Genomic DNA, 24,559 nt, shown 5'->3' on the forward strand with positions numbered 1-24,559 from the left:
TCATTATACAAAATAAAAAGCTATTTGACTAATTTTTATTCCTCTTTTTTAATAATTTAAGAAGACTAAGATTTTCAGTATCAATAAAATGATGATTCTTATTTAAAGTCCCTAATTCAATATTTTTTGTTTGTCCATGATAGTCACTGCCTCCGCTTATCAAAAGATGATATTTTAAAGCAAGATCTGATAAATATTTCTGTTCATTATCATCATAACGTGAATAATAGACTTCTAAACCTTGTATACCGGCATTTAAAAGATAATGAAATTGTTTCATAAAGTCCTCTTCTGACAGTCTTTTAACATTTTCTCCTCCTAAGGGATGTGCCCATATTGCAATGCCTCCGGATTCTTTAATAGCCTCAATAGCCGCTTTAGCATCTATTCGTTCAGTTTCTCCCGGAATTCCATTGATATATTTTTCAATAGCTTCACTGATTGTAGAAGCATAGCCTTTTTTAACAATTAAAGAAGCAAGATGTGGCTTAGCAACACTGTTTAATGAATAAAGATAGTTTAATTCATAATTATTAAAGATAATATGATGAATATCCTTAAGATAATCTAATCTTTGAAGCATTTTATTTTTTCTTAAAATATTACCCTCTTTGATTATAGCTTGAAACAAAGCATTATTCTCATCATAGTCATAACCTAGAATGTGAGCTTGTCTAATAGGAGTAATTGTAGAAAATTCTATCCCTTTTATAAATGTTAAATCTTTTGGTATCTGATCCTTAACTTGCATAACACCTTGAATAGTATCGTGATCAGTAATTGAAAAGATATGAATATGAGCATTCTTTATTCTTTCAATTAATTCTAGAGGTTGATCTGTTCCATCACTGGCCGCTGTATGAATATGCAAATCAATATCTGAATTCATTACAATTTCCTCAAAAAAGCAATACCAATAGGATATGGTCCTGTATGAACCGCAATTGTAGCTCCAATCTGTCCTGTAGTAATTGTAATATTATGATTGAGTTCAGATAAGAAAGCATCATGTACAAAAGAGCAGTAATCTTCTCCTTCTTTGATATCATAACCATATCCTATAATAAACAAATAGTCATCAGTATTCAGGTTCTCTTTTTTAAAATACTCAATGCATTGTTTTAAAGCTTTATTCATTGAACCTTTTCTTCCTCTGGCAATTCCGGTAAGACTTAGCTTACCGCTGTTTAAATGAAGCATAGGCTTAATAGATAATCCGTTGGCTGCCTTTCCTACAGTTTTATTCAGTCTGCCGCCGGCAATTAAATAATCCATATTACCGGCTGTAAAATAAATATGACCTGTAGGCAGGGCAATCTTTATTCTATCGATCAATTCATCATAATCTGTATTTTCATTTCTTAATCTAACCACTTCTTCTAAAAGTAAACGATGACAAACAGTATTAAAAGTAGCATCAATAACTTCAATCCTTCTATCAGGATATTCTTCTAAAGCCATTTCTCCAGCTAATCTGGCCGCATTATAAGAGCCTGAAAATTGAGCATTGGTACAGATACAAATAATATCCATATTCTGATCTAGCACTTCTTTAAAAGCACTATAATAATCATCAGTACTTGGCATAGATGTGGTTGGAAAAATACGAGGATGGTCCACCATAAATTGATAAAAATCTCTAACTGCCCATTCTCGGACTTCTTTTTTATAATCTTTCTTATTTGCCGACATATAAAAGCTTATCAATTCTATATTTCTTTCTTGTGCTTGTGCTAATGTCATTTCACATGACGTATCGCTCATAATCTTATACATGTTCATCCTCCACTTTAATCCCAAAATATGGTACTTTCCTGTAAGTTACTCCCGCAGCATGCAAAATACGCTTGCTGGCAATATCCATTGCTGTTCCCTTATATTTATCATCCTCATAGATAATTTCTTTAATGCCTGACTGAACAATGGCTTTAGCACATTCATTGCAAGGAAATAATGAAACATAAATACGACAATTATCTAATGAAGCTGTTGAATTTAAAATAGCATTAAGTTCTGCATGTACTACATAAGCATATTTTGTTTCATTTAATTCTCCTGTTCTTTGCTGCCAGGGAAACTGATTATCTTGACATCCCCAAGGCATTCCATTATATCCTACACCAACAATTTTATTTTCCTTATTAACTATACAGGCCCCGACTTGTGTATTAGGATCTTTAGAACGATAAGAAGAAAGCTTTGCTACTCCCATAAAATACTGATCCCAACTAATTATTCTATTCATTTAACCTATCTATCCTCTCAATTCATTGAGTTTATTCTCAAACCAGTCAGGAAGCTTACATTCAAATAATAATTCTTTTCCTGTAACCGGATGCTTAAAACCTAATAGTTTTGCATGCAAATACTGACCATGAGATATATCATCATTTCTGTATCCATACTTAGGATCACCATAAACCGGATAACCAATATAATTCATATGAACACGAATCTGATGTGTACGTCCGGTTTCTAAACGACATTCTACCAATGTCATATTTTTAAACCGCTCCAATACAGTAAAATTAGTAATAGCCTCTTTTCCATTATGAGATGTTACATTCATCTTCTGGCGATCACGTTGATCTCTGCCGATAGGTGCAACAATACGACCTTTAGTATGAGGAATCTCACCATGGACTAAAGCTATATATCTCCTGATAACAGTATGTTCTTCAAGCTGTTTTGATAAAGATTGATGAGATAAATCATTTTTAGCAGCCATAATCAGTCCGCTGGTCTCTTTATCAATACGATGAACAATTCCGGGTCTTGTCACGCCATTAATGGCTGATAAATCATGACAATGATAAAGAAGAGCATTGACTAATGTTCCACTATAAATACCGGATGACGGATGAACAATCATTCCTGATGGCTTATTAACCACAATAACATCTTTATCTTCATAAACAATATCTAAAGGGATATCTTCAGGAAGAATATCAGTATTTACCGGCTTAGGATATTCAACTCTAATATAATCACCGGGCTGCACCTTATAGCTTGATTTTTCATTTTTATCATTCACAAATACACAACCGGCTTTTATCCATCCTTGAACAGATGTTCTGCTTTCATTCTCATGATGATTTAAAATCACCTTGTCAAGACGCTGATAAAAATCTTGTTCTATGAGTTCAATTGATTGAATTTCCACTGTTTATACTCTCCTATTCCCACTTCGGCTATAATGCAAAACATACCAATCACTACTCCCATATCCGCAATATTAAAAATGGGGAAATCATAACCCAATATAATAAAATCAATAAAATCTCTCACATACTGAAAAACAGCACGGTCATACACATTCCCCAGCATTCCTGCAAAGACCAGAACAAGACCAAACCTTAATAGCTGTTCTTCCGGCTTTGAACGGACAAAATAATAAATAATAACACCTCCTGCAAGTAAAGCAACAAACAAAAACAATTCTATATGTCCCGACAATAATCCCCAGGCTGCCCCGGTGTTATGAACATTGGTAAAATTAAAAAATCCCGGGATAATTTCATAACTGCTGCCTAGCTGCATTTGAGTATTTATAATTTCTTTGGTAAGCAGATCTCCTGCTATCACCACTATAAAAGTAATGATATAAAATAATAGATATTTAATAGATATTTTCAATTTCATATATTAACCTCTATGTGCTATTATACCCATAAAACAGAAAAAACTCAATTCATTGAATTGAGTTTATAACATAAAGAAAAATACAAAGAAAATGCAGAATGCTGCCAACAAGAATCCATATGTGCCAGATTGAATGCATATATCTATATTTATCCTCTAGTTTGTAAAAAATCGTTCCTATTGTATAAGCAATTCCACCACCAACAAGCAGTAAAACACCTTTCATTCCTACTGTTCCGGGAAGCAGATTAAATTTAAAGATAATACACCATCCCAATGTTAAATATAAAAACATGGATAATTTAGAAAATGAGGAAATATCAATTGCATTTAAGATAATGCCAACTATACATACTCCCCAAACAATTCCAAATAAAGTCCAAGCCCATATCGGTGAAACAGGTCTAATAGAGCATAATAAAATAGGTGTATATGTACCGGCAATTAAAATAAAAATTGTACAATGATCCATAATCTGGAAAATTTTCTTGGCTTTGTCAAAGCGCGGCGATAAGCCATGATAAAGACTACTCATTGTATATAAGAGAATCATTGAAATACCATATACAATAGAAGAAGCTAAAGCATAGCCATTATGATGCATAGCACTAAAGACAATGCATAAAACTAATGCTGCAACCCCTAAAGCACCGCCAATAATATGAGTTACCATATTAAATATTTCTTCACCTTTAGTATAATGAGGCAGCTCTCTGTCAGATAATTTCGTTCGCATATTAGACACCTCCATAACCAAAAGGTAACATTATTAGTTACAAATGTCAATATATTTAGTTTTTGATACTAGATCATTATACTATTTTATAATACCTATTATAAAAACAATAAAAATAATAATCGGTAAAATATATTTCAAATAAGGATACATCCATTTTTTAAATTGAAGTCCTTCCCCTGTATTGACTTCTTTAATAAAATTCTTCCATCCCCAGCCATACCTTGAAACACAAAAAATTAAGAATATCATTGATCCTATAGGAAGAATCAGATGACTTACAATGAAATCTTCTAAATCCAAAATACTGCTTTCTGCTCCTAAAGGATGAATTCCTGATAAGATGTTAAAACCTAATAAACAAGGCAATGCTAATAAAATCATTAAAATAATATTCATCATACAGGCCTTCTTCCGATTTAAATGAAATAAATCCATACAACAGGCTGTAATAGTTTCAAAAACGGCTAAAACTGTTGAAAAAGCTGCAAAAAGCATAAATAAAAAGAATAAACTTCCCCAGATATTTCCTAGTGGAAGGTGATTAAAAACATTCGGCAGTGTTATAAACAATAAGCCGGGTCCGCTATCTACATCAACACCATAAGCTGCACAGGCAGGAAAAATAATTAATCCTGAACATAAAGCAACAAAAGTATCTAAAAATGCCACATTAATAGATTCTCCTAATAATGTATGTTCCTTATTAATATAACTTCCAAAAATAGCCATTGAACCCATACCTATACTTAATGTAAAAAACGCTTGTGTTAACGCACCAATAACAACATTTCCAATACCAATTTCGGCTAATTTTTTAAAATCCGGCTTTAAATAAAAGGCGAGTCCTTTCATTCCGCCTTTTAAGAACAGACTATGAATAGCTAGAATAATAATTAAAACAATCAAAAAAAGCATCATAATCTTTGTTACTTTTTCAAGTCCATTCTCCAATCCAATAGAAAGAATAAAAAAGCCGGAAATAATAATTGTACATGTACAGATAAATAGAATCATCGGATTATTTAGTAATCCCTTAAATACATCTACAATCTGCTTATTATTCATACTATGATATAGACCGGTTATCGAAGCATAGACATAATAAAGCATCCAGCCGGCAACAACAGTATAAAACATCATTAAAAGGTAATTACCAAGCATACAGATATATCCATGAAAATGCCAGAATGTTCCCTTCTTTTCTAGTTTCTGAAACATTTTTACAGGACTCTTCCGAGCAGCACGCCCCACTGAAAATTCCATAGCCATAATGGGTACACCAAATAATACTAAAAAAAGCAGATAAAACAGGACAAAGAAGCCCCCACCATTCTGTCCTGTCATATATGGAAATTTCCAGACATTTCCTATTCCTATCGCACATCCTGCACTCAGCAGAATAAAGCCTAATCTAGACCCAAGTTTTTCTCTTTCCATAAATCCCCCTCATAAAATTTGTTAAACGAAGTATATTATATCACAACAAATTTAAAAAGGTAGTGTTTCTTAGTGTTTTCTTAAAACTGTTATGCTTTCTATTCCATTTGTAAAGGGAAACATATCTACGCTATAAATATCCCTAAAATAATATCCATAATTTTTAAAATTTTTTAAGTCTCTTATCTGTGTTTCAGGATTACATGAAATATAGAGTATTTCTCTTGGTCCCAATTGACAGGAAGCCTGAATAAACTCTAAAGAAGAACCGCTTCGTGGCGGATCCATAATGATTATATCTGCAGAAACATTTTGTTTTATTTGATGAATCATATATTCACCAGCATCATCCTGAATCAGATATACATTTATCAGATTATTAAAAGCCTGATTGATTTTCGCATCTTTGACTGCTTGTTTATTTTTTTCAATAGAATAAACCCGTTTAGCATATTTTGCAGCAATCATACCAATTGTTCCAATTCCGGAATAAGTATCATAGATAATATCCTCTTTTCTAATAGAAAGAAGGGATAAAGCCTTCTTATAAAGTATCTCACATTGCTCATGATTAATCTGATAAAAAGATTTTGCTGAAATCTTAAAAGACAAATCGCATAGATAATCAATAATAAATCCTTTTCCATAAAGCACTGTTTCTTTTTCTCCCAATACAACAACAGTATCTCTTGTATTAGTATTTAAAACAATCGTTTTGACTTGAGGAAACTCTTTAACAATCTCTCTAGAAAAATTTCTTGAGCCTTTCAACATAGTCTTTGTTGAAACAAGGACAATCATATATTGCTTTGTAGTATACGATCGTCTTATTAAAACATGTCTGATTTCACCTTTACATGTTCGAGGATCATAAATAGATACACGATATTTCTTCAATAATAAAGCAATCTTATGAATGATAGAATCAGTTAATTCATCATGTAAGAGACAATAACTATAAGGGACTATATGATGAGAATGTTCTTGATATAAGCCATATTCATAATTCTTGTTGAATGCTACGATAACTTTATTACGATATCCATAAGGATTATGCATGCCGATAATTGGATGAATAGCTACATGAAAGTCTTTAAATAAAGCTTTCATGTAGCTATTTTTATATTCTAAAGATTTCTGATAGTCTTGATTGATAAACTGACAGCCGCCACATTTTTTACTTATTTCACATATCATTATAATTTACCTAGAAAATGTTTCAGGAAATGATATAGTTCAACTAGTGAATCAATATCAAGATGTTCATGAGAAGTATGAATAGCTACTGCGGTTGCCCCTAAAGTAATAATATCCAGAGCCGGATTATATCCTTTAAATATTCCTGTCTCTAAACCTCCATGGGTTGCACTTTCAATAATATCCTCATCATAAACAGCCTTAAATTCTTTCTTAAGTATTTTTCTTAGAGGTGATTGTATATTATAATCCCAGCCATCAAAATCTCCTTCTTCAAAACAATTAAAATTCCATACCATAGCAAGTGTACGAAGATAAGAAGCCATATAATCTCTTTGCGATTTCAAAACAGCACGTGTACTGAAAGTCATTGATAAAACATCATCAGAGATTTCCATAATACCTAGATTCAATGACATAACAGGTAAATGTTCAATTGCTGTAGAATAAGATAAGACACCATGCGGTGCTAAAAATAACATATTAACAATATCCCATGTCTCTTCTCTAGTGTAGCTATACGATGATTCAATTTGTTTCATAGCTATTCTTAAATCAGGATCACTATTTTGATATTCCTTTCTTAAATCATTTTCTATCTCTAACATAAAATCAGCAATATAAGATTCAGTAGCAATAGATACATATGCATTTCTTGTGATCGCATTAGCCTTCTTACCGCCGGAGATATCAGTAATAGAATAACGTATGCCTTCATCTACTAAACGTTTAAGAATTCTGCCAATTAATATTGAAGCATTCCCTCTCTCTTTATTAATTTCATCACCGCTATGTCCTCCTAAAAGTCCGGATACTTCTATCTGATAAACCGGTAGCTCATTTCTTTTTTTATGGAGCTTCCTTTTCACAATAACATCTCTTCCTCCACAAGAAGAAACAATTGTTTCACCAAACATTTCTCCATCAAGAGAAATCATTCGATTGGCTTTCAGCCATTCCGGATTAATGCCTTTAGCACCATATAATCCTGTTTCTTCCTGAACAGTAAAAACACAGACTAAATCAGGATGACTGAATGATGAATCCAAGAGAGCCAGCATTGTGGCTACACCTAATCCGTCATCAGCACCTAATGTTGTCTTATTAGCATAAAGCCATCCATCTTTTTCAATAAATTCTATTGGATCAGTTAAAAAGTTATGATTACTTTCAGGATCTTTTTCACAGACCATATCCATATGTGCCTGGAGCATAACACTGGAGTGATGCTCTAAGCCATGACTGGCAGGCTTATAAATAACCACATTCCCCATTGCATCTCTTTTATAGCTAAGATCTCTTTTTATTGCGAAAGAAACGATATAATCCGCTATTCCTTCTTCATTTTCAGATCCTCTGGGAATCTGTGATATTTCTTCAAAATATTTTAATACAGGTTCTCTATTTTCAAACATACCTTTACCTCCTCTTTAATGATTGACTAAATCATAAAGATGTTTTATTTCATCCTTATGAAGTTCTCTGTACTTTCCCTCTTTTAAATCCTCTAATAATATATCACCATATTCAATTCTTTTTAAATATGTAATCTGATTATTTAAAGAAAGAAAAATTTTTCTTATTTCATGATATTTCCCTTCTCTTAAAATCAATGTACCTTTCTTTCTTGTATAAAGAGTTAAAGATTCCGGATAAGTCATAACATTTTTATCTATTATAACTCCATAGTTTAATCTATTTACATCTCCATCTGATAATTCATATAAACATTCAAAATAATAGGTTCGGGTAATCTTAAATTCAGGAAGCATAAGTTTTTTTCTCAGTTTTTTATCATTTGTCATAATCATAAGACCACAAGTTGCTCTATCTAGTCTGCCAACATAATGAAGGTGATAATCAGGAAGCAGATCAATAAGGCATTTTTCTTTACTCTTATGAGAACATAAATATCCTAAAGGCTTATTAATAAGATAATATTTTAATGGTTTCATATCCAATTTTCTATCAAGATAAAATATCTGTTCAATAGCTTCTCTATCTTCTCTGATTATTTCTTTCAAAGAAGATATCTGACCATTTCGTATGAGTTTTCTTACTTGTTTCTTTGTTCCTAAATGATTAAGAATTAATATTTCACTTATTTTCATCAGTGTTTATTTCTGTCATACCATTGATCATTGCTTCTTATATCACCATTGTTGTCAATAATAACCGGTATTTCAGATCCTCTTTTATAATAACTATCGGATAATAGAATATCCTCTAAACAACTTAATCTCTTATGTCCATCAATACAGTAATACTGATTGTTAGTTAACCTGACTTTTATTGGAAATGAAAATCCTATTCGTAGTATACTTTCTTTTAAATTTTGACTATAATTTTTTCTAATATAATGAATATCGGATAAATTTAATTTTCTTATTCTCATATAATCACCCCTCTTATTATAAACAATTTTACATCTTTTGAAAATGATTCAAGTATCAAAACTATTATGTTATAATTTTGCCAGAGGAGTGATCAAGATGGCACGGAAAAATCAGAATTTATTATTAAGCCGTATTCTTACTTATATGAACGGAACATTATTCAATGATTATTATTTTAAGATAGGTATGTTTATTATCTTTAATTATATTAATATTGAAAACATGAGTAAAATAGATTTTCTAGAAGCTGGCCCATTTAAAAACGAAGAACTGGATAGTTTTATTGGTGCATTCGGTTTTGATAACTATGAAGATTTTCAATTTACATTGTATAACGATTATCAAATCAGACTCAATCAAATAAGAGTTCGTTTGATTGATGTAAAACCTCAACAGTTTCTAGAAAAGATGGATATGCCCATCGGAAACAAAGAACTGAGTGATTTAATTAAAGAAATGTGTGAAAAGTTTTATCATGCTAAAAGAATTGTGATTTTTGGAGCTCTCTACCCTATTTCACTAGCGGTTGAATTGCAAACTGATATGATTACTTTTGGTAAGCCTTTTATTCAGTACCATATTTATAATCCTATTCATCTGGATCATGATGATGTTGCGATTATTGTCAGTGGTACGGGAAGAGCCTTAAATAATATGAAAAAAAATATGAAAGATGTTCATATTGAAAAAGCTTATTCTGTACTGTTTACTCAAAATAAAATATATCTGAATCAAAACGATAGCGATGCAACAAAAACTCTTGTCTTACCGGGAAAATTTGAAAGCGTTGATTTTAACTATCAGCTAATGGCTATCTATGATTTATTAAGACTTAATTATTTTCAGCAGTATTATCTGTAATTAAAGGAGGTATGCTTATGATTATAGCACTTATTACCGGAGCCTTAGCCGGCTGGATGGCAGGGAATCTCATGGATAGTGATGGTTCTCTTTTAAGAAATATAATATTGGGATTGCTTGGCGGTATCGTTGGCAGATTTATTCTAAAAGCAGTAGGTATTTATTCGTATGGATTTATTGGCGATATAATTGTAGCAGTAATTGGTGCCTGTCTGCTGATCTATTTAGCAAGAAAGTTGGATAATTAAAATGATAGTACTTTGTTATAGGGGATGTTCTACATGCAAAAAAGCATTAAAATGGCTTAATAATCATCATATTAATTATACTGAAAGAGAAATTACTGTTGCTCACCCTAACTTTGATGAAATAAAAAAATGGCATGAACTCAGTCAGTTACCTATTCAAAAATTCTTTAATACAAATGGCAGATCATATAAAGAAAAAAACTTAAAAAATATACTTCCTAATCTCTCTTTAGAAGAGACCTACCGATTATTATCCGATGATGGTATGCTTATTAAAAGACCATTAGTTATTAATGATAATAAAATACTTATAGGATTTAAAGAAGAAGAATGGGAAGATAAACTCTTATAAGGATGATACAAACAATGATAAATCAGATTAAAAAAATAGAAAACTACATATGTTATCATTTTGAAGAATGGGACTTAGATAATCCTATTGAGGAAGAATATTTAGATGATTACAAAAATATTAATGGAGCATCATTAGATGAGCTTTTATTATTTGAAAAGAACTTTAATATAATATTACCGGATGATTTTAAAACACTTTATCAATATAAAAATGGCAGTCAGTTTTTCTGCCTTTTTCCTTTAAGCATTAACAATATAGATATGACATTCTGTTTAATGAGTTTACAGGAAATAAAAAATTCTAAGACTTATTTTCAAAACAGAAATGCCTTGCTTACTGATTTTCCTGATTACTTTACAAATGAAGATATCAATAAAATGAAAAACAATAAAATAAAGCCTTTTCTTTTTAATAAAAAATGGTTTCCCTTTGCTCAGTACTGCAATAGCTGTTATTTGATGCTAGATTTAGATCCTAATAAAGAAGGACAAATTGGTCAAATTATTCTTTATTGTCATGATCCGGATCAGATTATTTATGTCACATCAAGCATTTCAGAATTAATTACTAAAATATTGAAACAATCTAATAATAAAAAAGCTTAAATAAAGCTTTTTTATTATTATCTAATTTTAATATCTTATTGCCAGTATTTCTCAATAAGTTCTTTATTAAGATTCTCACCAATCACAATAATAATCTCCTGCCCCAAGGATACCGGTGATAAGGATAAATGATGTCTATCCGCATTAATCTGTATCCATTTATTCTCTATAAACAGAAAACCTTTCACCCTGAATACAAATCCGGTTTTATCATCTAGAAAAAGTCTACGGATTCTTTCTTTAAGAAGTTTAATATTAAGATGAACATCAAGAAAGAATAAAGAACTAAATTTTACAAGTTCTTCATTATAATATTTAGTATAGGCTGAAACTACATAACCGCTATTCATAATATTCTCGTAATCCCTATCATTCCATTGTTCCCAGTTTTTATCAATAATATCGTTATGAATATCTCTAGGGCATGAGACAAGTGATAAAACACTTGATAGATATCTGACTGTATTATAAATAGTTTCTTTTGAATAGAACTGTGTCTTAGATAGAATAATCTTTCCAGCATTTGCGATTTCACCTGCTAATATATAATTAGCCTGTATAGAAAGAGTATCTATTTCACTATCAACAATCGCAAGAACATTGCCTATTTCATACCACTGATTTAATGGTGATTCCATAAGAACATCAAAAAATTCATCCGGATCATAAATACCTGAAGGTTCAACAACAACACGATCATATCCAAACAGATGCATAGAAATAAGCTTCGTTTTAAATCGTCTGCGACGACAGTCTGGATCTCCACCTATAACCATTTCAATATCACAGATATCTTTCAATTCATCTTCTAAAAGCATACGATCAATATTAACTGCTCCATAGTCATTCTCTATAACCGCAATTTTTTGATTTTGACCAGATAGATATTTAATATATTTTTTTATAAAAGTTGTTTTACCGGAGCCTAAAAACCCGGTAATTAAATCAATTTTAATCATATAAGGACCTCTTTAAACATTATATAAAGTGAATTTTAATTATGCAAGATTGTTACAAAAAAAGCGCCTTCACAGGCGTTTTTAGTTACGAAGAAGGATTCTGTCATTACTCTCAGATGACTGTGTAAACCGTTTAATAAGATCTTCTACAGTCATCTTTTTCTTTTCTTCCTGATTAATATCAGCAATAATATTTCCCTCTTTCATAATAAGAATACGATTACCATACTTTAAAGCATCTTCCATATTATGAGTAATCATCATTGTAGTAATATGATGTTCACTGGCTATTCTTTCTGAAATATTCATAACCTTTAATGATGTTTGAGGGTCTAAGGCTGCTGTGTGTTCATCTAGAAGTAAAAGCTTTGGTTTTACAAAAGTAGCCATTAAAAGAGTTAAAGCCTGTCTTTGCCCCCCTGAAAGTGTCCCTACTTTTGTATAAAGCCTTTCTTCTAAACCTATATTTAATGCTTCTAAAGCTTTTATAAATGCTTTTCTATCTTTATGACCTATTGGTCTTAAAGAATAGTGTTTGCCTCTCGAAGAAGCTAGTGTGAGATTTTCTTCAATTGTCATTGAAGGGGCTGTTCCTTTTAATGGATCCTGAAACAATCTACCTATCTGACGAGAACGAATATACTCTTTAGTATAAGTAATATCTTTATTATCTAAAAGGATACTCCCTTCATTAACATCAGCACCACCGGCAATCGCCTGAAAAAGCGTTGACTTACCGGCACCGTTGCTACCAATAATTGTAACAAAGTCCCCTTCATTTAAATGAAGATTCAAATGATTAAGAGCTGTCTTTTCATTGACAGTGCCTTCATTAAAAATAACGGATAAGTTCATAATATCAAGCATTTTTCTTTTTCCTCCTTGACAAATTTGCTGATGCTATCGCAGCAATCACAATAGCTGCTGAAAGAATCTTTAAATCTCCAGAAGGTAAACCTATCTGTAAAGCAAAAGTCAGTACAAAACGATAGAATATTGCTCCAATAACTGTAGCCGCTAATTGTATAGATATACGACTGCTTCTAATAAATGTAGTTCCAATAATAATAGATGCTAAGCCAATAACCATCATTCCTATTCCGGCAGTAATATCAGCATACATCTGCTGCTGAGTATAAAGAGCACCAGATAATCCTACTAATCCATTTGCCAGTCCTAAACCAATAATTTTCATTTTATCAGTATCAATAGAACTTGCTCTTACCATATCTTCATTATCACCGCAAGCACGTAATGCAAGTCCTAATTGTGTCTTTAGTAAATAGCTAAGCAAACCGACAATAATAAAAACTATAAAATAGATTAAAATTATTTTACCAATACCATTTTCTGATTCAAAAGGAGTAAAGATAGTTGATTTATCTAATAACGAGATGTTGGGTGTCTGATTCATAATTCTAAGATTTAAGGAATATAGAGCTGTCTGAGTTAATATTCCTGAAAGAATAGGATTGATTTTTAATTTAGTAATTAATAATCCTGTAAACACACCTGCTATCACACCGGAAATAAAAGCAAACAATATTCCTAATAAAGGTGATAAAGATAATGTCGTTACTGCCGAAACAGCACATCCTACTGTAAAAGATCCATCAACTGTCAAGTCCGGTATATTTAAAACCTTAAAACTGATAAAGAGTCCTAAAGAAAGTAAAGCAAATATGCCTCCCAATTCTAACGCTCCACTAATAATAATAAAATTCATAACATTCTCTACTTATAATTCCTTATATTTTTTATTCTGTATAATTGATTCCGGTAATTTTATTTCTAATGCATCAGCAGTTTTCTTATTAACATAAATATTTAGATCTGTTTTAAAAACTTTAACCGGTAATTCACTAATCTTTTTCCCTTTTAATATCTGATCCGTCATTCTTGCTGTTTCTTTTCCTAATTCTTCATAATCAATACCTACTGTTAGAAAACCTCCATCTTTAACCATTGAATCAGCTCCAGTATAAAATGGTATTTTAGCTTTAATAGCAGCTTTACCGGCTGCTGCCATAGCAGAAGCTACAGTATTATCGTTTGGTGAAAAAATTGCTTCACATTTTGATGATAAGACATTCACTGCACTTTGTACTTCATTGACAGATGAAACAGCTGCTTCTTCTACTTGAATATTTTTCTTTAAAAGATAGGCTTTAGCATTCTTAATATTTGTAACCGAATTAGCTTCTCCTTTATTATAAAGCAAACCTATTTTCTTAAGCTTAGGCTGAACCTCCAATGCCTTTTCCAGAATCTGATCAACTTGCACTTCATCACTGGTTCCTGTCATATTCTTATTAGGATGAGTAAGAGAAGATGTTAATTTAGCGCCTATCGGATCACTGACAGCACTAAAAATAACCGGTGTTTTATTTGCTAGTTTAGCTACACTCTGAGCAGCAGGAGTTGCGATTGCTACTACAGCATTCAAATTTTTCCCCTGAAACTCATTCGCAATAGATGCTAAAGTATTTGTATCGCCATTCCCATTTTTAAAACTATATTCAATATTCTTATCATTATATCCCAACTTTTCCATTTCCTTATCAAAAGCATTTTTGATTGTATTAAGGGATGTATGATCCATAAGCTGAATAATGCCTACTTTCTTTTTAGTGCCTGTAGACTGACTGCATCCTGCAAGCATACTAAGAGTTAAAGCGATTAATAAGACTGTTCCTGTGATTCTTTTCATATTGTTTTCCTCCTATCTCCCTTAAAACAAAAACATCTGTCCTGAAAAAGGACAGATGTTAAAAATCTGCTATACCACCTTTTGGTGTAAGGGAATGCTATCACATTCTTACATGTAACGTATGTATTACGTCAAAGGATACTCATTACTTTTCCCCTTTGCCCTCACAGGTCCATTTGCTTATACGTATTTATCAGGCTTCCACCTTTTCCTGATTCTCTGTAAAATCGTTTATAAACGTTATCTCCTGCTCTCAGGTTTTCTTAAATATACCACCATAATATTTTTAGGTCAATATATTTTCTAGAAAAAATAAATATTTAATATTATTTTTCCATTTTCCATAATAATAAGATCATTAAAATAGTAGCAATTAAATATCCTAAAAAAGACAGAAATGGTAGACCGAGAATAACTTTAGGAAGTGGTGAAAGAACTAAAATAGAACTGCTGATATAAATAAATCCTATCAGTAAAGCAACTACAATATGATTGTAATTATGCCTTTGAGCCGTTAAGTCTTTCTCACTTTGAGAAGTACTATGATTAATAGTCAGATGCCCGTTCTTTAAAAGTTTTAAGACATCATAGAAAATAGATGGAGATGCTATACCTTTCTTTAAAGAAGTATAAATATCACGTAGAATATGAATGGTCTGTGTTTTCCAACTTAATTCTCTTTGCCACTTAATCCTCATATGATTAGCTAACACTTCCAGTAAATTAATACTTGGCTCTACTTTACCTAATGTCCCTTCCATAGTAATCAGACTGCGGCAAAGTATTGTCAGATCACTCGGTACAGCAATCTTATTGCTTTTCACTATGACCAATAATCCTTCAATAAGAGGTCCAAAATTAAAATCACCAAAATCAATCTGTTTGTATTTTTCTACAATATTATTTAACTGACTGATAAGCTGAGTTTCATTAATCTGTTGATTTGTTTTAACAAGCATTAAAAATGCATCCTGTAAATCATAAATATCATCATCTAAAATAGCTTTAATACCCTTAGTTAAAATCTGCTGAGTTACCGGTGTTACAGTACCCATCATTCCAAAATCAATAAAAGCAATTTTTCCATCAATAATATGAATATTACCGGGATGAGGATCCGCATGAAATAATCCATCATCAAGAACCTGCTTACAATAATTCTCTGCTGTATTCTTGGCAATTTCTCTCATATCATAACCATTCAATAATAATTCATTATGATTATCTATCTGAATACTACCTACATCATCCATTGTTAATAATCTATGTGTTGTATATTCATGATAAACACGAGGGACAAGAATATAAGCAATATCCTGCTGATTCTCCCTGAAACGATCAATATTTTCTGCTTCCTTAATAAAATCCATTTCAAGCTGAGAAGTCCTCCACAATTCCTCAACAACTGCTTTAAAATCTAAGAGATTCCCGGTTCCGGCAGCTAATTTTATAATCGAACATGCTTTTCTAATAAGCTTGATGTCAGCTTCCATTGTTTCATAAATATGAGGTCTCTGAATTTTTAAAACAACCTTCTCACCGGAAACTAGCACTGCTCTATGTACCTGTGCAATAGAAGCACTTCCTAACGGTTCTTTATCAACAGAAAGAAAAACTTCATTGATTGATGTTGCTAGTTCTTCTTCAATACAATATCTAATTGTCTGATAATCTAATGGAGCAACATCAGTACGAAGTTTTTCTAATTCTTGACAGTATTCATTAGGAAGGATATCACTTCTCATACTCATAATCTGTCCAAATTTTACATATGTCGGTCCTAAGTCTTCTAATATTTCTCTCAATGTTACAGGTGTCAGACCGGTTATAATACGATGCTTATTTAGTACAGATATTATTTCACTTAATCTTTTAGAAGCATGTTTTTCATTAACTTCACCCATTCTATTCCTCTGAATGTTCTTCTTGATCCAATTCGGATAGTTTCCGGCGAAGAATATCCCTTTCTTCTTTAGAAAGTTTTTCAACACGATTAATCATTGCATCAGCGACTTTCTCTGATGCTTTATGCTTTAATTCTTCATTAAGAACTTTTCCCTGATCTACAGTAAGCTCTCCTTTTTTGACAAGCTCGTCAATCATTTCTTTAGATTTTTCAGCTGTTAAAGCTGCTGCTCCAATACCTAATAATAAAAGCTTCTTAATATTATCACTTAACTGATTCATAAATAATCACTCCTTTTTATTATTCTAACATATTTGAAATAATCATAAAACTAATACATATAAATTATTCACAATAATCTATCTTTTCCCTTTATAGTCATTCTCTCTAATTTTTTAACCCTTACAAATTTCCAATCAGAATGTTTACTGATTATAAATCCAGTGCTTCAATATAAATAGCTTATCTTTCTTTATAGAAATCTGTTTTGAAAGAAATGGTTGAGAATACAATATCATCTTTAATATAAAACCTTTCATATATTTTTGTTTTAAAGCTTTGTCTAATAAAGACAAAAGAATAATAAAAGGCAAGAATATACAAATCCTATTTATTTCTTATCCTTGATAAAAAGAACCTTATCAGTAAATTCCAGATGATACCTTAAAGATAAACTACACAGCTTCTGATAAGCCTCTTGTTCTCTTGACCATGCAAAAGTAATATAAATAAAATAACGACCGATAGAATAATCAGAAATATAATGATCATAATTTTCATCATAATCAGGAACATATTCACTTTTCATTGGAAGAAAAACATCCTTAGTCTCCATAAATAGTTTCTGCTATGTTCTGGACATAACAGATAAACGATTATAATCATGGTCATCATTCCATTGAATTTGCTGCCTATACCATTTCATAAATCCCTCTTTAGTTTGTAGTACAGTTTTATCAAACACCATTAAATCATAACTTATAAAAATTTCTCCTATGTTATTTATATACTATCTCACTAAAAAAATAAGTACAAAAAAACCTGTCATTTGACAGGTTTTTTAATATCTTCCGGCACCGGCATAGTGTTTCTGATAATAGCTTGATGAAAGCTTAGAAACTGTTACACCAGTTGATTCAGTACCGGCATGAACAATCTTACCATTACCTACATAAATAGCTACATGAGTAATCCCGCCACGACCGGTTGTCCCTCTAAAGAATACTAAATCTCCAGCTCTTAACGAAGAATAAGATACTTTATGACTTGATGCATACTGAGCAGCAGCCGTTCTTGGAATTGATTTACCATTTTTTCTATATACATACTGTGCTAAGCCGGAACAATCAAACTTAGAAGGTCCGCTTCCGCCATGTACATAACGACTTCCAACTCTTCCGTAAGCAGTTGAAGCTAAGCCGCTATTACCACCACTAGAATATGAACTTTCTCTATAAGTCGAACTCATAACTTTTGTTGAAGTTGATGTTCTTGTTCTTCCTAATTCATCAGTAGTCACTGTAGTTGTAATTCTCTGTGTTTCAGTATAAGTCTGACCATTTTTGCTCTTTCTTACTTTTTCAGTTCTAGTTGAAGAGCTGCTTGTCTCTTTCTGATAAACCTTAACTTTTAAAGATTTATCAGACTTATTGCCTGCACTATCCTCAACAGTATATTTAACAGTATAATATCCTAACTTATTTGTATTTACACTGCCCTTTGGTTCAACCTTGCTGACAAGATTTCCATCTTTATTGTCATAAGAAGATTTAATATAGCTGTAAGCATCAAAACTGCGACCCTTGAACACCTTAGTTTCTGAAGCACTCAACTTCAGCTGTGGAGCTTCAATATCTTTAACTTCTACTGTTAAAGTTTCTTGAGTCTTATTACCGGAATTATCAGTAGCAGTAATATTCAGCTTATATTCATCTTCCTTTTTAGTATTAACATCACCATCAACATTTAAAGTGAAATGATCAGTATTATCAGATACCTTTACATAATCATTAATATCAAATGAAGATCCATAATTAACTGTTACTTTATTTCCTGATTTTAAGGTAATCTTTGGTGCTGCAATATCAGAAACATTGAAATAAAACTTCTTAGAAGATTTATTCCCGGCTTCATCAGAGGCTGTTACAACAATAGCCTGAACACCTTTCTTGCTTGTATCTAATGTCCTATCTGTTTCCATAAATTCAGAAACATCACCATCAACATTATCGACTGCCTTGATATAAGTCTTTATATCACTGCTGCCATTAAGATTAACGTTAACAGCATAGCCTTCACTGTTCTTTGCACTAATGACGGGTGCTGCTGTATCTACAACGCTAACTTCCACTGTTTTCTCAGATTCATTATTGAAGGCATCTTTAGCAGTTACCTTAACATTATAAGTTCCTAATTGATTTTTATTAAAAGTACTTTTATCAATTTTGACATCTAATGAACTTGCATCTTGTCTGTTATCAGTAATATCAAAGTTCTTGGCTGTTAACTCTGTACCATAGAGAACTCGGATTTTATCTGATTTAATGACTGGAGCCTGACGGTCAGCAGCCGCATAACCAACTAAACCGAAAGCCGAGATACAAAAAAGCGGAATAAACATTGCTTTTCTACTCAAGACCTGATCTTGCAATAGCTCGAGCATCTTTTCTGTTTTCTGTCTATCCATCACTGTCTCCTTTCTAAAACTACAAAACCTATTATACTCATTATCTTCTATTTGTCTATAATTTTCTTAAGATTTTCTTAAGAAATTAAAAAAGTATTGAATATATCAATACTTTTTAGTTAAGAAATATTTAAGATTTTATTAAAAAGTGATTATCCCAAGTAAGCTTCTCTTACTTTTGGATTGTTTGCAACTTCCTTAGCATTACCACCAATAGTTATTTTCCCTGTTTCCAGAACATATGCCTTATTTGCGATTGATAAAGCTTTAGAAGCATTCTGTTCAACAAGAAGAACCGTAACACCTTCTTCTTTATTAATTGTTTTAATAATATCAAAGATTTCATTGACCAAAATAGGTGAAAGACCCATTGAAGGTTCATCTAAAAGCAATAGCTTAGGTTTATTCATTAAAGCACGCGCCATTGCCAGCATCTGCTGTTCCCCTCCTGAAAGTGTTCCGGCCAGCTGATGTTTACGTTCTGCTAAACGTGGAAACAATTCATACATACGATGCATATCTGATTGAACCTTATTATCATTTCTTAAAAATGCTCCCATTTCAAGATTATCCTTAACACTTAGCTGAGCAAAAACTCTTCTTCCCTCAGGAACCTGAGTCAGATGAAGACCAACTATCTTATGAGGTTGCATATGAGATATTTCCTGTCCATCAAAAATGATTTCTCCTTCTTTAGAAGTTAAAAGACTGGAAATAGCATGGAGAGTGGATGTTTTACCTGCCCCATTAGCTCCTATTAATGCGACGATTTCTCCTTCTTCTACATCAAATGAAATATCTTTAATCGCATTAATAACTCCATAATGAACTTTTAAATTTTTTACACTTAATAACATGCTTACCTCCTACTCATCATTGCCTAAATATGCAGCAATAACATCTGGATTATTTTTTATTTCATTTGGTGATCCAAAAGCAAGTACTGTTCCAAAGTTTAAGACACATATTTTCTCACAGATTCCCATAACCAGTTTCATATCATGTTCAATCAAAAGAATAGCTACAGAAAACTTTTCTCTAACTGTTTTAATCGTTTTCATCAGTTCCTCTGTTTCAGTAGGATTCATACCGGCTGCCGGCTCATCAAGAAGAAGAAGTCTTGGTGAGGTTGCCAGTGCACGGGCAATCTCAAGCTGTCTTTGTTTACCATAAGGAAGATTGGCAGCTTTTGTTTCTGCATATTCTTCTAAATCAAAGACTCTTAAAAGGCTTCTAGCTTCTTCATCCATTGCACTTTCCCCACGAAAATAAGATGGCATATGAAGAATTGCAGATAATAATGAATACTGATGAGAATGATGTAGCCCCACCTTTACATTATCAATAACACTCATATCCTTAAACAATCGAATATTCTGAAATGTTCGAGCAATCCCCATCTGTGTACGCTGAGTTGGTGATTTTGCATTAATAGATTTTCCATCAAGATAAATTTGTCCGCTAGTTGGCTTATATACACCTGTTAACAAGTTAAAAATAGTTGTTTTGCCTGCCCCATTTGGACCAATGAGACCATAAAGCTGATTATTATCAATTTCAAAATTAAACTCATCAACTGCCTTCAAGCCGCCAAACTGAATGCCTAAGCCTTCAGCTTTCAATAATTTTCTCTTCATTACGCTTTCTCCTCCTTACGATTCAAAATTGTATTGAACTTTTCTTTAAATGCAATACCGGCATCACTATGCTTCAATAGCATTGCAGCAATCAAAACGATAGCATAAATCAGCATACGATATTGTGAAACACTTATTAATAAAGAAGGAACTATTGTAAGTGCTAAAGCAGCAATAATTGATCCTGTAAGATTACCCATACCGCCTAATACAACCATAACAAGAACTTCTACAGACTTATTGTAGTCAAAATATCTGGGAACAAGAATACCTATATAATGAGAATATAATGCACCGGCTGCACCGGCAAAAAATGCACTGATTACAAAAGCTAAAATTTTATAATAAGTAATATTAATTCCTGATAATTCAGAAGCAGTATCATCTTCTCTTACAGAAATAATAGCACGTCCTTGCCTTGAATGAACAATTGAATATACTATAAATATAGTTAATGCACAAACAAAATATATAGAAGTAAAAGTTGTTTCAACAGGTATTCCAATTAATCCTTTAGCTCCATTAGTAATATCCAAATTTACGATAATAACACGAATAATTTCGTTAAAAGCCAATGTAATAATACAAAGATAATCCCCTTTTAATCGCAAAGTTGGAATACCTACCAATAAACCAATTAAAGCAGCAGCTAATGAACCAATAATAACAGTTACAATAAATGGCAACTGCAAGTAAATAGAAAGCAATGCACTTACATATGCTCCTACTGCCATAAAACCGGCATGACCTAATGTCAGCTGTCCCAAATATCCTGTTGCAAGATTTAATGAAACAGCTAAAATAACATTAATGCCGCAGACAGTAATAATACCACTCCAAAAACTATTAATAATACCTGTAGATAAGCCAATCATTAAGACAAGATATAATCCTAAAGCAGAAATAACGGCAATAATTAATTGTTTCAGTATTTTCTTTTTCATGAACTACACCTTCTCTCTTACATTGTTGCCAAATAAACCGGCTGGCTTAACAAGTAGAATAATAATAAGGATGCCAAATACAACTGCATCAGCAAAATCAGATGAGATATATGAGATAGTCAATGATTCAGCAACACCTATCATCAAACCGCCTATCATTGCTCCTTGAATACTTCCTATACCTCCTAAAACAGCAGCAATGAATGCTTTAATACCAAGCATTGCACCAATATATGGATTGATAAGAGAAAACTTACATCCATAAATAACACCGGCAATAGCTCCTAATCCTGAACCAATTGCAAATGCTGTTGAAATAGTTGTTGACACATTAATCCCCATTAAAGCTGCTGCTCCCTGATCCTCTGATACTGCTCTCATTGCTTTACCCATTTTTGTTTTATTAATAAACAATAGCAATAAAATTGTACAGACAGCTGTAACAGCAAGAGTAATTAAAGTAATATATGTAACAGATAAGCCGCCAAAAGTTAATGTGCCTTTAGGCATGATTTCAGGGAAAGTCTTACCTGAAGATGTAAAAATCATATAAAAAATATTCTGAAGCAAATAAGAAACACCTATTGCTGTAATCAGTACTTCCAATGAGCCTTTCCCACGTAATGGCTTATAAGCAATCTTCTCAGTAAGTATGCCAAGACAGGCTGTTAAAATAACAGAAATCAGCAAAGCAATAAACGGAGGCATTCCGGCATGCATAGAAATTAAAGCAAAATAAGCACTTGCCATAATGATCTCACCATGAGCAAAGTTAATCATTTTACCAATTCCATAGACCATTGTATATCCAACAGCAACTAATGCATACATACTTCCTGTGGATAGTCCATTAATAATCTGATTAATAAAATCCATAAATTACACCCCTTTAAAAAAATAAGGGAGAGCTTTTCTCTCCCTATAAATTTTACTGTACAGTTATATATTTCCCACTTTTAACTGTTACAATTGACATCTGTTTCTGTGGATTATGATTAGCATCATATTTAAATCCGCCACAGGCTGCTTCACTATCAGATATAGTAATCTTTTCTAATGCTTCACAGATTTTCTTAGCATCAGTTGATTTAGCATTATTAATTGCTTTCATCATGACTGTTACAGCATCATACTCCATTGCAGCAAACATATTAGGTACACTTCCATATTCTTTCTTATATTCATCAACAAATGTCTTTGCCGGTCCGCTAGCAGCATCCTTATTGAATCCTGATACATAATAAGTATTTTCAAAATTTTTAGCATTAACATTCTTAACACCTAGGATACCGTCCCATCCATCACCGCCAAATAATGGAAGATTAACACCTGAATCTCTTAACTGTTTTGTAATAGATACAACTGATTCATAGTAATCTGGTAAATAAACAGAATCAGCACCAGATTGCTTGATTTTTGAAATATAAGTTGAGAAATCTTTAGTATTTGCAGTATAGGCTTCGTTATAAACAACATTAACATTCTGCTTTTTTGCTTCTTTAACAAATGCTGACTGTAATCCTACTGAGTAATCTAATTCTTTATTATAAAGAATTGCAACCTTACTATATTTAAATTTACTTGCACAAAGCTGAGCAAGATAAGTTCCTGCATAAGAATCATTAGTACAAATTCTAAATACATTACTTAATACTTTTTTTGTATTTGCATCTAAAGTAACACTATCTCCTGAACAAGAAGGTGAAAGAATTGGTGTTCCTTTACTCTTTGCCGCATTCGCAACTGCAATACCTGAAGCAGTTGTAACCGGAGATAAGACAGCAGTTACTTTATCATCATCCACAAGTTTATTGTAGGCATTAACTGCTTCTGTAGCATCAGCTTTATCATCATAAGCTTTAATAGTAATTTTCGTACCATTTTCCTTATTGTATTTCTTAACCGCAAGTTCTAATGCATTCTTAACAGCAGTTCCATACTGAGACGCATCTCCTGTTAAAGGACCAATAAAGCCAAATTTAGGTGCCTTGATATCACCGGTTCCTGAATTTGTTGATGCATTGCCACATCCTGCGAGCATTGCAGCAGACATCACTGCTACCACCATCTTTTTAAATTTCATAATTTGTTTCCCCCCATTTCATTTATAAAATTTATAGAGTTTATTATACCGAGAAAATTTTTTAAGTCAATATATTTTTTTAGTTTTTTTATCATTTACATAAATTGTATATTTGAATTTATGATATTTCTAACTTTTTATGTTTTTTAAATAA

Annotated in this window: 28 protein-coding genes; 4 read left to right on the forward strand and 24 right to left on the reverse strand. The window is 32.0% G+C overall.

The features are described 5' to 3' along the window. Window positions 1-28: 28 nt before the first annotated feature. The 11 genes from HMPREF9943_RS04605 to HMPREF9943_RS04655 all read right to left on the reverse strand — a co-directional run bounded on the left by HMPREF9943_RS04605 (window position 29) and on the right by HMPREF9943_RS04655 (window position 9,410). A complete protein-coding gene (locus HMPREF9943_RS04605) occupies window positions 29-889 on the reverse strand; it encodes a PHP domain-containing protein (protein ID WP_004802486.1) in 861 nt (286 codons plus the stop codon). Then, the gene (locus HMPREF9943_RS04610; RefSeq protein ID WP_004802488.1) at window positions 889-1,776 is read right to left on the reverse strand and encodes a DegV family protein; all 888 of its coding nucleotides are present in this window, start codon (window positions 1,774-1,776) and stop codon (window positions 889-891) included. Before HMPREF9943_RS04610 ends, HMPREF9943_RS04605 begins: the two co-directional genes overlap by 1 nt. After that, window positions 1,769-2,245 carry a deoxycytidylate deaminase gene (locus tag HMPREF9943_RS04615; protein ID WP_004802491.1) on the reverse strand — a complete coding sequence of 159 codons (477 nt, stop codon included), beginning with the start codon at window positions 2,243-2,245 and terminating at the stop codon, window positions 1,769-1,771. The genes HMPREF9943_RS04610 and HMPREF9943_RS04615 overlap by 8 nt, the downstream gene beginning before the upstream one ends. Window positions 2,246-2,254: 9 nt before the next feature. Then, window positions 2,255-3,163, reverse strand: a complete 909-nt coding sequence (locus tag HMPREF9943_RS04620) for an RluA family pseudouridine synthase (protein ID WP_004802493.1) — start codon at window positions 3,161-3,163, stop codon at window positions 2,255-2,257. Further along, on the reverse strand, window positions 3,136-3,642 hold the full coding sequence (gene lspA / locus HMPREF9943_RS04625) for a signal peptidase II (protein ID WP_004802494.1): 507 nt from the start codon (window positions 3,640-3,642) through the stop codon (window positions 3,136-3,138). The genes HMPREF9943_RS04620 and lspA overlap by 28 nt, the downstream gene beginning before the upstream one ends. 49 nt (window positions 3,643-3,691) lie before the next feature. Then, on the reverse strand, window positions 3,692-4,378 hold the full coding sequence (gene trhA, locus HMPREF9943_RS04630) for a PAQR family membrane homeostasis protein TrhA (RefSeq protein ID WP_004802496.1): 687 nt from the start codon (window positions 4,376-4,378) through the stop codon (window positions 3,692-3,694). A gap of 81 nt (window positions 4,379-4,459) precedes the next feature. Next, window positions 4,460-5,818: a sodium-dependent transporter gene (locus HMPREF9943_RS04635; protein ID WP_004802497.1), complete on the reverse strand. Its 1,359-nt coding sequence runs from the start codon at window positions 5,816-5,818 to the stop codon at window positions 4,460-4,462. 69 nt (window positions 5,819-5,887) lie between these two features. Continuing rightward, on the reverse strand, window positions 5,888-7,015 hold the full coding sequence (gene rlmD / locus HMPREF9943_RS04640) for a 23S rRNA (uracil(1939)-C(5))-methyltransferase RlmD (protein ID WP_004802499.1): 1,128 nt from the start codon (window positions 7,013-7,015) through the stop codon (window positions 5,888-5,890). Further along, window positions 7,015-8,430 carry a beta-Ala-His dipeptidase gene (gene pepD, locus HMPREF9943_RS04645; RefSeq protein WP_004802502.1) on the reverse strand — a complete coding sequence of 472 codons (1,416 nt, stop codon included), beginning with the start codon at window positions 8,428-8,430 and terminating at the stop codon, window positions 7,015-7,017. Before pepD ends, rlmD begins: the two co-directional genes overlap by 1 nt. Before the next feature lie 15 nt (window positions 8,431-8,445). Then, complete coding sequence (locus tag HMPREF9943_RS04650; RefSeq protein ID WP_004802504.1) at window positions 8,446-9,126, reverse strand: pseudouridine synthase; 681 nt, start codon at window positions 9,124-9,126, stop codon at window positions 8,446-8,448. Further along, on the reverse strand, window positions 9,126-9,410 hold the full coding sequence (locus HMPREF9943_RS04655) for a ParB N-terminal domain-containing protein (RefSeq protein ID WP_004802506.1): 285 nt from the start codon (window positions 9,408-9,410) through the stop codon (window positions 9,126-9,128). Before HMPREF9943_RS04655 ends, HMPREF9943_RS04650 begins: the two co-directional genes overlap by 1 nt. A 97-nt stretch (window positions 9,411-9,507) precedes the next feature. Here HMPREF9943_RS04655 and HMPREF9943_RS04660 point away from each other — a divergent pair, with 97 nt between their 5' ends. The 4 genes from HMPREF9943_RS04660 to HMPREF9943_RS04675 are packed head-to-tail and all read left to right on the forward strand — an operon-like array spanning window position 9,508 to window position 11,480. Next, the gene (locus tag HMPREF9943_RS04660) at window positions 9,508-10,272 is read left to right on the forward strand and encodes a MurR/RpiR family transcriptional regulator (protein ID WP_004802508.1); all 765 of its coding nucleotides are present in this window, start codon (window positions 9,508-9,510) and stop codon (window positions 10,270-10,272) included. 17 nt (window positions 10,273-10,289) lie between these two features. Then, window positions 10,290-10,520: a GlsB/YeaQ/YmgE family stress response membrane protein gene (locus tag HMPREF9943_RS04665; protein WP_004802510.1), complete on the forward strand. Its 231-nt coding sequence runs from the start codon at window positions 10,290-10,292 to the stop codon at window positions 10,518-10,520. Between the two features lies 1 nt (window position 10,521). After that, window positions 10,522-10,872, forward strand: coding sequence for an arsenate reductase family protein (locus HMPREF9943_RS04670; protein WP_004802513.1), 351 nt, complete (start codon window positions 10,522-10,524; stop codon window positions 10,870-10,872). A 14-nt stretch (window positions 10,873-10,886) separates the two neighbouring features. After that, window positions 10,887-11,480: an SMI1/KNR4 family protein gene (locus HMPREF9943_RS04675; protein WP_004802515.1), complete on the forward strand. Its 594-nt coding sequence runs from the start codon at window positions 10,887-10,889 to the stop codon at window positions 11,478-11,480. Between the two features lie 35 nt (window positions 11,481-11,515). Here the strand turns inward: HMPREF9943_RS04675 and HMPREF9943_RS04680 are convergent, their stop codons facing one another. The 13 genes from HMPREF9943_RS04680 to HMPREF9943_RS04740 form a co-directional block, all read right to left on the reverse strand. After that, the gene (locus tag HMPREF9943_RS04680) at window positions 11,516-12,439 is read right to left on the reverse strand and encodes a CobW family GTP-binding protein (RefSeq protein WP_004802517.1); all 924 of its coding nucleotides are present in this window, start codon (window positions 12,437-12,439) and stop codon (window positions 11,516-11,518) included. 81 nt (window positions 12,440-12,520) lie between these two features. Continuing rightward, window positions 12,521-13,306: an ABC transporter ATP-binding protein gene (locus HMPREF9943_RS04685; RefSeq protein WP_004802520.1), complete on the reverse strand. Its 786-nt coding sequence runs from the start codon at window positions 13,304-13,306 to the stop codon at window positions 12,521-12,523. Further along, window positions 13,299-14,165, reverse strand: a complete 867-nt coding sequence (locus tag HMPREF9943_RS04690; RefSeq protein ID WP_004802522.1) for an ABC transporter permease — start codon at window positions 14,163-14,165, stop codon at window positions 13,299-13,301. The genes HMPREF9943_RS04685 and HMPREF9943_RS04690 overlap by 8 nt, the downstream gene beginning before the upstream one ends. Before the next feature lie 12 nt (window positions 14,166-14,177). Further along, complete coding sequence (locus HMPREF9943_RS04695) at window positions 14,178-15,149, reverse strand: ABC transporter substrate-binding protein (protein ID WP_004802524.1); 972 nt, start codon at window positions 15,147-15,149, stop codon at window positions 14,178-14,180. 326 nt (window positions 15,150-15,475) lie between these two features. Further along, window positions 15,476-17,053: an ABC1 kinase family protein gene (locus tag HMPREF9943_RS04700; protein ID WP_004802526.1), complete on the reverse strand. Its 1,578-nt coding sequence runs from the start codon at window positions 17,051-17,053 to the stop codon at window positions 15,476-15,478. A 1-nt stretch (window position 17,054) separates the two neighbouring features. After that, entirely contained in the window at window positions 17,055-17,336 is a 282-nt protein-coding gene (locus tag HMPREF9943_RS04705; RefSeq protein WP_004802527.1) for a phasin family protein, read from the reverse strand. Window positions 17,337-17,665: 329 nt separating this feature from the next. Further along, complete coding sequence (locus tag HMPREF9943_RS09675; protein ID WP_004802530.1) at window positions 17,666-17,890, reverse strand: hypothetical protein; 225 nt, start codon at window positions 17,888-17,890, stop codon at window positions 17,666-17,668. A gap of 225 nt (window positions 17,891-18,115) precedes the next feature. Continuing rightward, window positions 18,116-19,741, reverse strand: coding sequence for a C40 family peptidase (locus HMPREF9943_RS04715; RefSeq protein WP_004802532.1), 1,626 nt, complete (start codon window positions 19,739-19,741; stop codon window positions 18,116-18,118). Between the two features lie 152 nt (window positions 19,742-19,893). Next, the gene (locus HMPREF9943_RS04720; protein WP_004802534.1) at window positions 19,894-20,598 is read right to left on the reverse strand and encodes an ABC transporter ATP-binding protein; all 705 of its coding nucleotides are present in this window, start codon (window positions 20,596-20,598) and stop codon (window positions 19,894-19,896) included. 9 nt (window positions 20,599-20,607) lie between these two features. Then, the gene (locus HMPREF9943_RS04725; protein ID WP_004802535.1) at window positions 20,608-21,378 is read right to left on the reverse strand and encodes an ABC transporter ATP-binding protein; all 771 of its coding nucleotides are present in this window, start codon (window positions 21,376-21,378) and stop codon (window positions 20,608-20,610) included. Beyond that, window positions 21,378-22,322 (reverse strand): branched-chain amino acid ABC transporter permease, encoded by a 945-nt coding sequence (locus HMPREF9943_RS04730; RefSeq protein WP_004802537.1) that lies wholly within the window; start codon window positions 22,320-22,322, stop codon window positions 21,378-21,380. The genes HMPREF9943_RS04725 and HMPREF9943_RS04730 overlap by 1 nt, the downstream gene beginning before the upstream one ends. A 3-nt stretch (window positions 22,323-22,325) precedes the next feature. Continuing rightward, the gene (locus tag HMPREF9943_RS04735; RefSeq protein ID WP_004802539.1) at window positions 22,326-23,198 is read right to left on the reverse strand and encodes a branched-chain amino acid ABC transporter permease; all 873 of its coding nucleotides are present in this window, start codon (window positions 23,196-23,198) and stop codon (window positions 22,326-22,328) included. 52 nt (window positions 23,199-23,250) lie between these two features. Continuing rightward, a complete protein-coding gene (locus HMPREF9943_RS04740; RefSeq protein ID WP_004802540.1) occupies window positions 23,251-24,405 on the reverse strand; it encodes an ABC transporter substrate-binding protein in 1,155 nt (384 codons plus the stop codon). Window positions 24,406-24,559 lie beyond the last annotated feature (154 nt).

The sequence above is a fragment of the Eggerthia catenaformis OT 569 = DSM 20559 genome, assembly GCF_000340375.1.
GTDB classification, from domain to species: domain Bacteria; phylum Bacillota_I; class Bacilli_A; order Erysipelotrichales; family Coprobacillaceae; genus Eggerthia; species Eggerthia catenaformis.